General features: G+C 52.0%; 7 protein-coding genes, 3 pseudogenes and 1 CRISPR repeat array. Of the genes and pseudogenes, 1 reads left to right on the top strand and 9 read right to left on the bottom strand.

From position 1 onward, the window contains the following. From A3842_RS09400 to A3842_RS09390, 3 genes and pseudogenes are all read right to left on the bottom strand, one after another. Positions 1–187: pseudogene (locus A3842_RS09400) on the bottom strand (IS110 family transposase); the annotation flags it as partial. A gap of 363 nt (positions 188–550) precedes the next feature. Further along, a CRISPR array of direct repeats spans positions 551–2109; the repeat unit is 32 nt; unit sequence ATTTCAATCCACGCTCCTACGTGAGGAGCGAC. A gap of 279 nt (positions 2110–2388) precedes the next feature. Next, the gene (locus tag A3842_RS09395) at positions 2389–2643 is read right to left on the bottom strand and encodes a hypothetical protein (protein ID WP_074101169.1); all 255 of its coding nucleotides are present in this window, start codon (positions 2641–2643) and stop codon (positions 2389–2391) included. A 150-nt stretch (positions 2644–2793) separates the two neighbouring features. After that, positions 2794–4770: a GTP-binding protein gene (locus tag A3842_RS09390; RefSeq protein WP_074101168.1), complete on the bottom strand. Its 1977-nt coding sequence runs from the start codon at positions 4768–4770 to the stop codon at positions 2794–2796. Positions 4771–5098: 328 nt separating this feature from the next. Between A3842_RS09390 and A3842_RS09385 the strand changes: the two genes are divergently transcribed. Next, the gene (locus A3842_RS09385) at positions 5099–6073 is read left to right on the top strand and encodes an S-layer homology domain-containing protein (protein WP_074101167.1); all 975 of its coding nucleotides are present in this window, start codon (positions 5099–5101) and stop codon (positions 6071–6073) included. 197 nt (positions 6074–6270) lie between these two features. Here A3842_RS09385 and A3842_RS09380 read toward each other — a convergent pair whose 3' ends face one another. From A3842_RS09380 to A3842_RS09355, 6 genes and pseudogenes are all read right to left on the bottom strand, one after another. Next, positions 6271–7035 (bottom strand): hypothetical protein, encoded by a 765-nt coding sequence (locus tag A3842_RS09380; RefSeq protein ID WP_074101166.1) that lies wholly within the window; start codon positions 7033–7035, stop codon positions 6271–6273. A 166-nt stretch (positions 7036–7201) separates the two neighbouring features. Next, positions 7202–8350, bottom strand: a pseudogene (locus A3842_RS09375) (glycerate kinase family protein). Between the two features lie 66 nt (positions 8351–8416). Next, positions 8417–9174 (bottom strand): annotated as a pseudogene (locus A3842_RS09370) (GntT/GntP/DsdX family permease); the annotation flags it as partial. A 160-nt stretch (positions 9175–9334) separates the two neighbouring features. Next, complete coding sequence (locus A3842_RS09365; protein ID WP_256701624.1) at positions 9335–10246, bottom strand: GNAT family N-acetyltransferase; 912 nt, start codon at positions 10244–10246, stop codon at positions 9335–9337. A gap of 510 nt (positions 10247–10756) precedes the next feature. Beyond that, on the bottom strand, positions 10757–12958 hold the full coding sequence (locus A3842_RS09360) for a Tex family protein (protein ID WP_178382321.1): 2202 nt from the start codon (positions 12956–12958) through the stop codon (positions 10757–10759). Between the two features lie 129 nt (positions 12959–13087). Beyond that, positions 13088–14296 (bottom strand): MFS transporter, encoded by a 1209-nt coding sequence (locus A3842_RS09355; protein ID WP_074083227.1) that lies wholly within the window; start codon positions 14294–14296, stop codon positions 13088–13090. Positions 14297–14520 lie beyond the last annotated feature (224 nt).

Here is a 14520-nt window from a genome sequence, read left to right as displayed (position 1 = left end):
ACTGTACCAGTTGCTCCAGACCTGTTCGTGTATTGGAGAATACACAATCTTTCCCCAGTTCAATTCCCCGAAAGTCAATGGCTCGGGCCACATGGGTTTCCTTAGCGATGTCTGCGCCTACGACAAGGGTCTTGTCGGAAATTCTCATAATCCGTTGATTCTGTTTCTTCGATTGTTTATACTTCATGTTGAGTGCCTCCTGCGCTGGAATTTGTTCTCTGGACGGAACGTTTCCCAGTATACAGCTGGCGCTTTTTTCATTCAAACCTCAAATTAATTCATTACAGGAATGGCTCCTTTATAATCAACTGATTCAAACGACAGCTTATTTGTTATGGGACGCATAACTTTACATTTTAGAAACTCTATTTCCCTCATCATATCATCCCCTCATGGAAAAATACGACATTTTTTGAAACACTTCTGAACATTACTTTACAAATTTCGGCAAAGCCAACAAAACGTCTAAAAGCCCACACCTTATCAGTAAGTTGTGGGCTTTTAACCGTTTTGGGGTTTTGGGGTTTACATATATACTGGTTTTATTTAATGTTCAACCCACGCTCCAACATGAGGAGCGACGATACTGGTACTGGAGATACCGTTAACTGATGTCAATCCACGCTCCTACGTGAGGAGCGACAATACTACGGAGAGAAGGCCGGCGTATCCGGTAAATTTCAATCCACGCTCCTACGCGAGGAGCGACGTAGTTGTACCCGTTGCGGTTGTAGTCGCCTTCAATTTCAATCTATGCTCCTACGTGAGGAGCGACTGGTAGCACCCAACACTAACACGCAGGTCTGCATGATTTCAATCCACGCTCCTACGTGAGGAGCGACATTAAGCCCTCTGCATCTAATACAGTAGAGTGGTAGATTTCAATCCACGCTCCTACGTGAGGGCGACTGTTTTTGCTTCTGCCACTCGAATCCCTCCTATATTTCAATCCACGCTCCTACGTGAGGAGCGACATTACTTTGGTTATTTCGATTGGCTCGGGCCTCACTGATTTCAATCCACGCTCCTACGTGAGGAGCGACCTTAGCTGATCCACGTTCTGTTTCTGCGCCTTGAATTTCAATCCACGCTCCTACGTGAGGAGCGACATGCTTCACCAGTCCTAACCCCACGGACCGGAAGATTTCAATCCACGCTCCTACGTGAGGAGCGACAAGACTGTAAATCCTAAAGATCAGACTGAATTCATTTCAATCCACGCTCCTACGTGAGGAGCGACGACTGACCTTCCCGGCGACTCAGCAGGCTGTTTGATTTCAATCCACGCTCCTACGTGAGGAGCGACGAATGTTTTCCGCAGCGTGTGACAACCCATGTCGATTTCAATCCACGCTCCTACGTGAGGAGCGACCATGCAAAGCATACATTTGGGTTGAGCATCAGCATATTTCAATCCACGCTCCTACGTGAGGAGCGACCCCTATAAGGAGAGATAAACGATGAGCATGGATATATTTCAATCCACGCTCCTACGTGAGGAGCGACAGTATTGCAGATGCAAAATACTTTATGAGCAGGAAGATTTCAATCCACGCTCCTACGTGAGGAGCGACGTCGATTTTATGCTATGTACTCGCTGCCGTATTATTTCAATCCACACTCCTACGTGAGGAGCGACGTTCCATCTGTCCATTTCCGTTGTCTACATTTTCATTTCAATCCACGCTCCTACGTGAGGAGCGACTAGCTCGTCTGTGACGGTGCTGGTTAGACGGTTTTATTTCAATCCACGCTCCTACGTGAGGAGCGACCAGGCAGCCGCTTAATTGACGTTAACTTGCGTATATTTCAATCCACGCTCCTACGTGAGGAGCGACGTCTATAGCGCTCGCGGACGATCTCGTTAAGGCGCAATTTCAATCCACGCTCCTACGTGAGGAGCGACTAAATACCATAGTTGACAAGCAACAAAAAGAGGATATTTCAATCCACGCTCCTACGTGAGGAGCGACGATACAAAGAATTCTTTTTGACGACTTAGTAATTACATTTCAATCCACGCTCCTACGTGAGGAGCGACGCAGGTGATCAACACAATCTTTTCATCACGCACTGTATTTCAATCCACGCTCCCACGTGAGGAGCGACAGCGATTTTCGCCTAAAAAAGGGATAAAAAAACATTAATAAAGCCTAAAAATCACTTAACTCTTAAATTAATCGCTAAACTCATCCATAAATCATGCAAATAATGTAATAAATCTGGTGCGAAGGACCCGGGGATTTCATGGGTACTATACATTCGCACCACAGGCTACGCATTCATTTTCAAAATTAACTATACATCGTCTATTGTACGCCATTTCTCATCGAGTACGCAGACCTTTTTGCTAATTACTACACTTTCTATCCCTTAACTTACCGTTTTTCAATGATCTTTCAAAAGTTCACGCTCCAGCTCCGCCTCTATCTCTTCATTGCTCAGGCCCGTTTCACCTTCATCCGTGATTCCGAGCTTTTCCTTGATGATTTGGAGATCCGAATGAATCTCTTTGGTCCTGACATACGTGCTCGTCACCATGCCAAAAGCGACTGCGAGCAGCACTAGAATACCGTAAGACCCAAGAAATATCGATAAAACTACACCAGCTGCTATCGCAAAAAGTGTTGCCCAAATGATCATCTGTACCCCTCCGCTTGTTCAGGTAACCCATTATATAGATGAATTCCGAAGATCATTCCAGCGTGCTTTTCAAAAAAAGAATCCGTAAGACTAAGCCGTCATTACAGATTCTTTGTACAGATTACCATGCACCAGGGGCAACCTCCGCCTCTACCCTTGCAGTGCTTTGCGCACGCTCAGAATATATCTGGCCTGGTCAAGCGGGTTCACGCCCCGGCGGGTGCGCTCGGCCCTAACATCCGGGGGGCATTCCTCGTAGCCGGCAAAAAAAGAAGTGAACGTACTCCGCCCCTTCGTGTAGGAGCTTAGGCTGACGGGATATTCGAGCGACGTTGCCAGCGGCAGCCGTCCTTCGATAATCATCCGCTCACCCTGGAGAACCGGAGGCTCAAACGTGCCGCGCATCTGCACGAGATCGTTCATGACGCGGCCGCCGTTCTCTTCGGGAACGACGATGCGGACCTGGAGAATCGGTTCCAGCAGCCTGGTGCCGGTCCGGTTCAGCCCATCCATAATAGCCATGGGCGTTGCCACCGCAAAATCCAGCGGATGGGTATGCCACACATGATGCTGCCCCTCGGTCAGCGTCACCTTCAGGTCGGTAACCTCCCAGCCGTAGAGTCCCTGCATCAGCGCCTCCGGGACACGGCGGGCCGTTTCATTCTGATACTGCGGCAGCAGATCGGAGCTGCGGACAAGCGATTCATATTGAAGACCGCTGCCCGGCGGCCCCGGTTCAATCTTGAACCGCAGGATAGCCCAGCACGGCTTCGGCATCAGGTAGGCGACATAACCTTCACCCGCCTGGCTTGGAGTTTCCTTGTAGATGACGGACGGCTGGCCGAAGGTGACCTTCAGGCCGTAACGGCTTTCCAGCACACTGTCCAGAATTTCCAGTTGAATCGGACCCATAACCTTGATGTGCAGCTCCCGCTCATCCTGCAGCCACTGGGTATCGAGCAGCGGATCTTCATCAGCCAGCTCCTGAAATGCCCCGATGACTTGATGCTCATCTATATCGGCCTCCCAGTGCACCCGCACCGTCAGCAGCGGTACCGCCAGCTTCGCTTCCTGCGGAATAACATCCGGGAGACCCAGCACATCGCCGATTCTGACCCCGGTCAGCCCGTAGACTACGGCGATATCCCCGGCCTCCAGCGTACCGACATCCTCCGTCCGTCCGCCCTCCACCTTACGGATCTGCGTTACCTTTCCCTGAACCTCCTGCGAGTAATTCATCACTGTGTCCCGGTTGCGGATGGTGCCTTGGTAGAGACGGACGAAGGCCATCCGGCCCATGCTTTTGTCACGCTGAATGTTGTACACAATGCCGGACACCGGCAATTCCGGATTTCCCCCGGCACGAGGAAAATAATCGGTCATCGCGTCCAGCAGCTGCGTAATGCCAAGACCTTTGGCAGCTACACCGTAGACGAGCGGGAACATCGTACCCGAGGCTGTTTTGGCGATCAGCTGTTTTTTCCAATCTGCCATAGCAAGCGGAGCACCCGACATATATACCTCCAGCAACGCCTCGTCCCGCTCAGCCAGTGCTTCCAGCAGCTCCGTCCGCGCAGGGTCGGCCCCTTCTGCCCATAAGTCCACGGCTCCGGCATAATCCTGCTCTTGACCGAGAGCCTGCTGAACCGGAAGGATATCACCGGATAGATACGTTCGCGCCTGGGCCAGCACAGCTTCGGGATCTGCGCCAACCCGGTCCATTTTGTTCATGAAAATCAGCGTCGGAATCCCCAGCTTGCGCAGCGCATTCCAGATCATCTCGCTCTGGGCCTGTACGCCTTCAACCGCAGACAGAATAAGCACTGCACAGTCCATCACCCGCAGGCTTCGCTCCACCTCGGACAGGAAATCGACATGCCCCGGTGTGTCGACCAGATTCACCTGCACACCCCGCCATTCGAACGACGCCAAGGCTGCACGCACGGAAATCCCCCGCTGGCGCTCTACCTCCATGGAATCGGTTACAGCTGTTCCGCTATCTACACTCCCCACCGCCTTAATGCGGCCGCTCTCATAGAGCATATGCTCCGTAGTTGTTGTCTTCCCCGCATCGACATGGGCAAAAATCCCCACATTAATCCGTTCGATCCCCTGCTGCTGAATCATCTATGTTCTCCATTCTCAAGTTCCTCTGATATAGCGCTATCATTCCTAAGTGTACAGCGAAGTGGCGCTTTTGTTCAATCCTGAACCGGCGGGTCCACTTTCGATTCAACAGGCTGGTTCATACCGGAGGCATAGGGTATTAGTTACTGAAGCATGCTAGCAATCATTGAAGATGCAATACCTGGAGATCATATCGGTAAAAGTGATTGATTGGGAGAAAGTAAGATCCACGCTACGGCAGATCAGGAGGATGAATTTCATTTATTTGGAGTGTGCCTGCAACATTTCTCGCATTTCTGCCATCTAAGAGGATAAGAGGTGAGGCATAATGAACAAACAAACTTTCCAGATGAGCGCGAAAAAAATGACTATTGCGTGCGGCATCCTGGCGGCAAGCGTGTCTTTTGGAGCATCTGCTTTTGCTTTTTCCGATTTAAAAGGTGATCCCGCTGAGTCCAAAATCAACGCACTGCATCACAAAGGAGTTGTGAATGGAGTGACAACGGACAGATTTGCGCCAAAATCGAAGGTTACCTTTGCCCAAGGCATCCAGTTTATCGTAAATGGCCTGCAGTTGTCCCCGCAAACCGGCAGCAGTACAGTTACGGCTAGTACTTACTTTGACAAAGTAAAAGATAAGGCTTGGTATGCCTCAGCTTTTCTGATTGCGAAGCAAAACGGCCTAACCCTGGACCCCACGGTTGATCCGAACGCCGCGATGACCCGCATCCAGTTCGCCCATTTGCTGACTCAGGCTTTGCAGAGCAAAGGGAATTTCCCCGTCACAATGATGTATGCCGATATCTCAGATGGCGGCAAGCTGTCTAATGCAGAAATGAATAGCCTGCAGATTCTGGTGAATACCCATCTGGTGACATTAGATAAGAACAATACTTTCCGTCCCAATGATGCCGTGACCCGTTCGGAAGCCGCTGTCTGGATCTATGACGCTGCTGAGTTTGCCCGAACGGTAATTGCTCCGGATGACGGTACTGCGGCTCCTTCCCAGATGATGGATGAAGGCTCGGTAACCCTGGAAAAAGCCGGTGATGGCGTGAACAAGGCCACGATAACCGTGAGCGATCTGCCCAACCCTGGGTATGGGCTGACCATTAACCGGATTGAATTCGGCAAGGACAAAACGGCTGTCATCTATTTCAGCATCACCAAACCGGCACCAGGCAGAATGTACCCGATGGTTATCTCGAAGGGCACTGCAGTAACCTATCTGCCGGAAGGCTATACTGCAACTGCCCAGTCGCTGACCGCTAATCCTTTCTCCTCCGGCTCCAGCGCAAGGTAAGCTGTTACTCAGAACATATGCCCGGTTCACCGGCTCAACAGCAGTAGGCTGAATAAACTTCAAAAGTCCGCATTCCCTTCATCAGGGAAATGCGGACTTTTTATATTACACTCGTCAGGAATTATTCCTGCGGGCTTACTTCCGATGAGCTGGTATAATTCCCTACTTTTTCACAGACGTATTCTGCCTTCTTCACGTCAGGGTGTCCATTGATCATGGACAATGCCTACCAGCGCGTGATCCTCTCCGATCTTCTCGAAGACCAGGCGCAGGCTGCGCCAGTCCATCCCTTCATTTGCCGGATCAACGCCGGCAATGTAATATTCGACGAAGTCGTATTTATCCTTAGGATAAACTTCGTTAATATTATTCAGTGTCGTTCCCTGCCCCAACCCTTTGTTGAGCGCGGTTTTGGCATCATTCAGGAAGTCGGCGTCATATACAAACCGCTTGAAGTATTCCGCGAAGGTCAGCTTCATAATCTCCCCGGACCCGGCGAATTCACGCCATACATACGGCTTGGGGTCCTTCATCAGACCCTTCAGCTTATCCCGGGTAAATACCAGATCAGTTGCTGTATCGACATAAGCGTAAGGTGAGAAACGGACACCTTTGTCCGGGTGTGCCCAGGACGCAAGGGTCTCCATATCGCCTGCCTTTAATGCTCTTAGTACCGTAGTGGCTGCTTCCTCAGCGGTTGGCGGCATTCCTTCCTCCGGAGCAGCTGAAGCCTGTGGCTGCTGACTTTCTGCCGGTTCCGAAGGGAGCGGTGATGCGGTCGGCGATACGGTCGGTGATGCGGTCGGCGATACGGTCGGTGATGCAGTCGGCGATGGGGACACCTGAGTCTGCTCCGGTGCCAGTGTAGCTTTCGGCTCGGCTTCAGGCGCTGCATTGCACCCTGCTAGAACCAGCAGAACAGCGGCCAGCGCTGAACGCCCAACTATTTTCATAGTATTCATGAAATCCCTCCTAATGTTATTCCCCTTCTTTTTATTAAGACGTACGCAGATGGATTATGTTGCAAGTGGCAGGTCTGTCCGTATGATCAAGTGCCCCTGACAAATGCAGAAAAAGTCAGCTATACTTTCCCTGAAGAAAATAAATTCTCCAGAGCCTCTGCTTATGCTATTCGCTTAGTTTCAGAATTCTCGCAATATTCTCACAGGTCCGCTCTACGTTCTGCGGCCCCGCGGCCAGAAGCTTCTCCAGCCCGCTGGCCCCGGGAACAATGCCGAAGATCGCGGTAAAACCCTACTCATACAGGGACTCAATGCCTTCGCCAATGTAACCGGCAATAGCAATGACTTGTATGCCTCTGGCTTTGGCAGTGCGGGCGACACCGTAGGGTGTCTTTCCAAACTTCGTCTGGAAGTCAATGCCGCCTTCCCCTGTGAACACAATATCGGCACCCGCCAGCTTGTCCTTCAAACCGGTATATTCTATAACAATTTCGATCCCCTTTTGGAGTACCGCTTGGGTAAAGATCATCAGCCCCGCCCCCAATCCTCCGGCAGCACCTGCTCCCGGCAGATCACATACATCCTTGTGAAGCTGCCGCTTCACAAGCGCAGCATAATGGGCCAGATTTGCGTCCAGCTTCTGTACCCTCTCCGGGTCAGCTCCCTTTTGCGGGCCAAATACCCGGGAAGCGCCCTGCTCCCCGCAAAGCGGATTCGTCACATCACACGCTACAATCAATTGTACGTGCTGCAAGCGTTCGTCCAGCGCTGTAATATCTATACTTGCCAGTCTTCCCAGACTGCCGCCCCCGCGGGGAAGCTCTGCTCCTGACTCATCCAGGAATCTGGCCCCGAGCGCCTCAGCCATGCCTGTACCGCCGTCATTCGTCGCACTGCCTCCGATGCCGACAATGATTTTGCGGATGCCCCGGTCCAGACACTCCCGGATCAACTCCCCGGTACCGTAAGTAGTGGTGATCATAGGATTCCGGGTTTCCTGCGACACCAGATGTATACCACTCGCGGAGGCCATTTCAATCGCCGCAGTCTGTCCTCCGCCAAGAATTCCATATTGGGCGATAACCTTCTGGCCGAGAGGTCCAGTGACCTCTTTATAATGGATTTCCCCGCCCGAAGCATCGACCAGTGACTGTACGGTACCTTCCCCGCCGTCAGCCATCGGCACATGAATGTAATGAGCAGCCGGATAGATCTTCCGGAGCCCCTTTTCCATTGCCACACATACTTCCTTGGCGCTCATGCTCTCTTTGAAGGAGTCCGGTGCCAGTACAAATGTTTTCTCTTTCTCTCCCATATCCTCACCTCATGCCATATATTAAAATCTGTGCCTTTTAAAAAGAAACGTATAATAACTTTGCCACATACCCGCCGTCTGAATCAGGCTGACGATCTGGACGGACAAGTCGGAAGCGGCAATCAGTCCGGCAATCCCGCCGGCACCGATCAGGATCAGCACCGTCGCTGTCATTTTATTCAGACCGGAGGAGGTGTACACCAGAATTCGGTCCCCTGGCCCATGGCCAGCAGACCAATGATTCCGGCAATCGGCAGAATGTACAGCGCAGCAACCTTAATGCTGGACAGCACGTCAATACCCGTAATCGAACCGATAGGATTGATCATCAGCAGGATGACCGCAACGAGCGGTGCCACGATAGCCTTGCGAAGAGGCGGATATTTGGAGTTGTCTGCTTCGTTGTACACTGCTTCCTCATCCAGCACCTTTACACCTTTATTTTTCAGAAGCGATGCTACAATAACGGTTACGATCAGGCCGCAGACTGCCGGAATGAAGCCAGCCAGCAGCACATGGCTCAGATCCAGGCCGAACCCCCGTGCAGCGGCAATCGTATTGGGATTGGGCGAGAGGATGTTCCCTACCGACAAAGCAATCGGTGCCACTATCAGTTCAGCTACAGGTATAAATACACCCGCCGCTGTAATGATCATCGTCGCCAAGGCAAGAGCAAGAATGGCCTTGCTGCCGCCAAATTTTTTCACGATGGCCTGCGCTATCATTTCTGCCGCCCCAGATTCCATCATCCCCCCTGCCAGCACCCCACCAGCAAGCACGCGAAGTATTGTACCCATCGCACTTTGTATACCGCTTACAAGTACAGGCTGCCCTATATAAAAAAATATTGATGATCGGACGAATGTATTGTGCAGTTGACCAAAAGAAAACCTCTTGTAAGTCACAGTCAATAGCTGTGATTACAGGAGGTTCTGATCCATAGTGAAATATATCGCGCTATATGCTGCTGCCAGCCGGTGACCCTTATAGCTCTATGTAATATCTGGTTTCTTCGCTCTCCGTGTGAAAACCAACAGAATGATAAAGAGCCTGGGCGGAATGGTTGTCCGTTCCGGTAACTAGTGAGGCGGTTTCAAGCCCATGCCCCTGCAAATATATCAAGGCTTCGCTCAATAAAAATCGGGCTATACCGCGTCTTCTCCAGGTCTCCCTGACAAACACATCCTCAACAACGCCACCCTCGTCTTCTTGCCAGACCATTACACTGCCAACAATCGTTCCTGCTTCGCGTGCAATGATGGTGGTCCACAGCGGATGACTGCGATATTCGCCAAGCCGTTTTGCTCCAATTGGAGCATCCGGCCACACTTCAGCTTCCAGCTGCATATACTGTTCCTGCTCCTCAGGGGTCTCCATATGCCATTGTATGAAGTCCACACTTTCAGGGAGCGGCAGCTCCGCAACAGGCTCATTCAAGTCACGTTTCAGACTATATAAGCTGTGTAAATACTGATACCCCTGCTGCTGCTGAAAATAACGGTGGTAGCTCTCTTCCGCCAAGTAGTTCCCCACACACAGTATAGTTCCATGACTGTCCGGCAGCGTCGCTTTGATCTCACGGGCCCGAGCCAGCAGGCGCTTATACACAGAATTCAGCAGTTCCACATCCTCTTCCCTACCCGGGAAAGCCTTCAGATTAAGGAAAATCTTGTGCTTGCTCTCCGTCTCACATTCAGGTGCAATGATATTGAATACGGCAACCTGCCCTTTGGCGACCATCTGTTGTCCTTCAAAAGCGCAAAACACATTCGAATAGTTCTCTTCTTCGCCTACCCACCAAAAAATCACAGGATCACCTGCGGTCACCGCCTGATAAAATTCACCCAGTCCCGGCATGTCCTCCTGCTTAAAATTCCGAATCACGAGTTCATTCAATAACGTCTCCACCTTTTCCTATATTATTCCAAATAATATCATGATGGAAAATAGTGCGGCTAGCTAATAAATGAATATATCTATTCAGTACTATTCAGTACCTTAAGCCAATAAGAGTTACAATGTGCAGCTTATATTATTGTAGTAGTTCCCGAAGGAACGCCTCCGTTTTGACAAGGAACCCACTCCCCTAACGGGTGAATCCAGCATCTCATTGCCGCGGGTAACGGCATTGCTCCCCAATCAAGGGTATTCCTACCTCTCATTTTGCCGGCTAGCCCGTTTACGGCGGGATCAGAGGTATTTCCTCTTAGGGCCATCAAAAATAATATTGAATCACTTTATCGACTTGGTTGTTTATTCTATTTCGTTTCCTCCGGTCTGTTTCTTCACGTTTATCCCTCTCACTTTTCAATCGGAGTGATCCACCGTTTTTTTCACAGTATAATTTCCTCTACAACAAAAAAGCCATCTGCTTCGACTTCCGATGCAGATGGCTGGCTTAATATTTTACTTCGCGCCTCCGGCATTATCACGCGGCGGGCGCATAGTCAGGCTGACACGGCCTTTCTTCAGGTCGACACCCATCACCCATACGGTAACGTTGTCTCCCACGGAGACCACGTCCATCGGATGCTTCACAAAGCTCCCGCTTAGCTGGGAAATATGCACCAGCCCGTCGTTCTTGATGCCGATATCGACAAAGGCGCCGAAATCAATTACGTTGCGTACCGTTCCCTGCATCTCCATACCGGGAACCAGGTCCTCGATCTTCAGCACATCCGTGCGGAAGATCGGCAGCGGCAGCTCCTCACGCGGATCGCGGCCCGGACGCTGCAGGCTTTCCAGGATGTCACGCAGTGTAGGCACGCCGACTTCCAGCTTCACGGCCAGCTCAGCGGCATCCTGTGCCTCAAGCTGTGAGGCGACTTCCTTGCTGCCGAGCGAGGATACATCCAGCCCCAGCTCCCGGAACAGACGGTCCACCACCGGATAGGATTCCGGGTGGATAGGCGTCCGGTCCAGCGTGTTGTCGCCGCCGGGAATGCGCAGGAAACCGATGCACTGCTCGTAGGATTTGGCCCCCAGGCGCGGGACCTTCTGCAGCTGCTTGCGCGTGGTGAACTTGCCGTTCTCCTCGCGGAACTTCACAATATTCTTGGCAATGGTCGCATTGACCCCGGCGACATAGGACAGCAGGGAAGCGGAGGCCGTGTTCACGTCAACACCGACGTGGTTAACCGCCGATTCTACAACACCCTTAAGACTCTCCTCCAGATGCTTCTGGGAAACGTCATGCTGGTACTGCCCGACACCGATCGCCTTCGGATCGATCTTCACCAGCTCCGCGAGCGGGTCCTGCACGCGGCGGGCGATGGAGGCGGCGCTGCGCTCCGCCACATCCAGATCAGGGAACTCCTCCTGCGCCAGCTTGGAGGCAGAATACACACTGGCTCCGGCCTCATTGACAATGAGGTACGCCAGCCCAGGATCGCCGATCTCTGCGATGACCTCGGCGGTGAACTGCTCCGTCTCCCGCGAGCCGGTGCCGTTGCCAATCACTATGAGCTGTATGCCATATTTGGCAATCAGCTCTTTGAACTTCGCCGCCGCCTCTTTCTTCTTGTTGTTCGGCGGCGTTGGATAGGTGACCGCCACCTCCAGCAGCTTGCCGGTGTCGTCCACCACGGCCAGCTTGCAGCCGGTGCGGTAGGCCGGGTCGACGCCAAGAACGCTTCGACCCTTCACCGGCGGCTGCAGCAGCAGGCTGCGCAGATTTCCGGAGAAGATGGAAATCGCTTGCGTTTCACCTTTTTCCGTCATCTCCCCGCGCACCTCGCGCTCCACGGAAGGTGCAATCAGCCGCTTGTAGGCGTCCTCGGTCACGGCTTCCAGCAGGTCTTTGACCGGGGACGGCCCCTTAATCAGCTTCCGCTGGATAAAAGCATGAATCTTGTCGGCAGTCACCTCGATGCCGACTTTCAGCACGTTCTCCCGCTCGCCGCGGTTGATGGCGAGAATGCGGTGCGGCGGCATTTTATGTACCGGTTCACGGTAATTATAGTAATTCTCGTAGACGCTCTCCTGCTCTGCATCCTTCGCTTCCGAGACCAGCACACCTTGGCTGGCTGTATACTGGCGGACCCAGGAACGGATCGCGGGATCGTCGGCAATGTTCTCCGCGATGATGTCCATCGCACCTTGAAGCGCCAGCTCGGCGCTTTCCACACCTTTGTCCACATCTATATATTTCGCGGCTTCCTCCAGCGGGTTGCCCTGACGGCGTTGCTCCATGACCCAGTCTGCCAGCGGTTCCAGCCCTTTTTCCTTAGCCACACTTGCTCTTGTCTTGCGCTTCTGCTTGAACGGACGGTACAAATCCTCCACTTCCTGCAGCTTGACCGCCTTCATAATCTGCTGATGCAGCTCCGGTGTCAGCTTACCCTGCTCCTCGATGCTGCGGAGTACATCCTTCTTGCGGTCCCCCAGATTGCGCAGATAGCCCAGCCGCTCTTCAATATCACGCAGCACGTTCTCGTCCAGCTCGCCGGTCATTTCCTTACGGTAGCGGGCGATAAAAGGAATCGTATTCCCCTCATCCAGCAGCCCTACCGTCGTCCGCACCTGCTTCACACTGATGCCAAGCTCCTTGGCAATCGCCTGTGTGATCGTTTCCTGCTCTTGACGGGCAAGCGCTTCTTCAGCCGCCAGACCCCCTTGATTTGTATCCACTGTCAATGAAATCCCTCTTTCCGTACACGGTCTGTGTTCATATGATCTCTACCTGAAATAGTATCACAGATTAGCTCCGCGCCAAAATCCGGGAGCAGCAGCAGACCATTACTTCACTTGCCGGCCGGGGCGGCTCATCCGTTTTCGTGAACCGAGCGACAGCACAAAACAGAGCACGAGTACAAGCGCAGCCACAGCGTATGGAAAGTTAATATCCAGGTCAAACAGGACGCCTGCGACAATAGGTCCGGCAATATTCCCGAGACTTGTATAGGCAGAATTCATGCCCATCACGAAGCCCTGCTGTGATTCCACGGCCATTTTGGAGAGCTGTGTGCCGACAGCAGGACGCAGAATATCCATGGCAAGAAACACAATGAAGGTCACAGCGACGATCGCCCAATAGCCCTTTACAAATAAGGTCAAAAGGATAAATAAGCCAGCTGCAAGCAGAGAGGCCGAAATGACCTTATTTTCGCCAAAACGGTTCAAAATCCAGCTGAACGCCGTAACCTGAATCACAGCTCCCGAAATCGAGCCAAAGGTCAGGACAAAGGCGATATCCTTGGGCGTGAACCCAAATTTGTGATCCACAAACAATCCGAATACCGTCTCATAATTAGCAAGCCCGAAGGAAAGCACGAAAACGATCAGCAAGCCGAAAAAGTAGGGTTCCCGGTAGGAACGCACCAGTTGGGAGATAAGGCGGTCTTTACTCCCCTCCTTGGACCCGGCTGCGGCAAGCTGCTCCCGCGAACGGGACTCCGGCAGTACAAAGAAGGTCACCACGCCAACGAATGCTGCAGCACCCGCAGCCGCGAAGAAAGGCACACGAATGCCAAGCTCAGCCAGATAGCCCCCCAGACCCGGTCCAATGATAAACCCGGTAGTAATGGCAGCATTAATCAGTCCCATGCCTTTAGCCCGTTCCTCCATAGAGGTCGTATCCGCTACATAGGCCATGACCGCAGGCATAATCAGGGCTGCTCCGGCACCTCCCAGCATTCTCGACACAAACAGCAGCCAACTTGATTCGGCAAGACCAAACAACAGCTCCGACACTGCAAAGACAACCAATCCGCAGACAATGATTTTTTTGCGCCCCACTCTATCGGACAATCCGCCGGCCCAAGGAGAGAGAATTAGCTGGGTCAGTGAGAAGGCGGCCACCAGCAATCCAACTACACTGCCTCCAATGTGCAGCTCATTCATGTAAGTAGGCATAATTGGAACAACCAGACCAATCCCTGTAAAGGCCAGGAATATATTCAGCATCAGGAGCAGCATCGCGCCCCGGTTTCTAAGTAATAATTTCATTTGAAGTAACCTCCGTATTCCCAGAACACAATGTTCATATCTTCGGTGTTCCCGTTAGTTATTAATATATTCCGCACAAGACCGACCACCCGGTCTAATTACACATGATAAGAAAATCACCCAACGGGTACATACCGCGTGGTAATTTAACTCTTTCCGCCATATGGCCCGTTCGCGGCGATTTCAAAGGTACATTTACCTCTAATCTTGCCATATTGGAAATT

It is taken from the genome of Paenibacillus sp. P3E, assembly GCF_001909045.1.
GTDB lineage: Bacteria > Bacillota > Bacilli > Paenibacillales > Paenibacillaceae > Paenibacillus_AQ > Paenibacillus_AQ helianthi.
The sequence above is the reverse complement of the archived record's forward strand: the minus strand, read 5'-3'. Positions and strand labels throughout refer to the sequence as shown.

Coding starts and splice junctions, on each gene's coding strand:
- A3842_RS09385 (WP_074101167.1), top strand. CDS start 5,099: ATGAACAAACAAACTTTCCAGATGAGCGCGAAAAAAATGACTATTGCG.
- A3842_RS09390 (WP_074101168.1), bottom strand. CDS start 4,770: ATGATTCAGCAGCAGGGGATCGAACGGATTAATGTGGGGATTTTTGCC.
- A3842_RS09395 (WP_074101169.1), bottom strand. CDS start 2,643: ATGATCATTTGGGCAACACTTTTTGCGATAGCAGCTGGTGTAGTTTTA.
- A3842_RS09380 (WP_074101166.1), bottom strand. CDS start 7,035: ATGAATACTATGAAAATAGTTGGGCGTTCAGCGCTGGCCGCTGTTCTG.
- A3842_RS09355 (WP_074083227.1), bottom strand. CDS start 14,296: ATGAAATTATTACTTAGAAACCGGGGCGCGATGCTGCTCCTGATGCTG.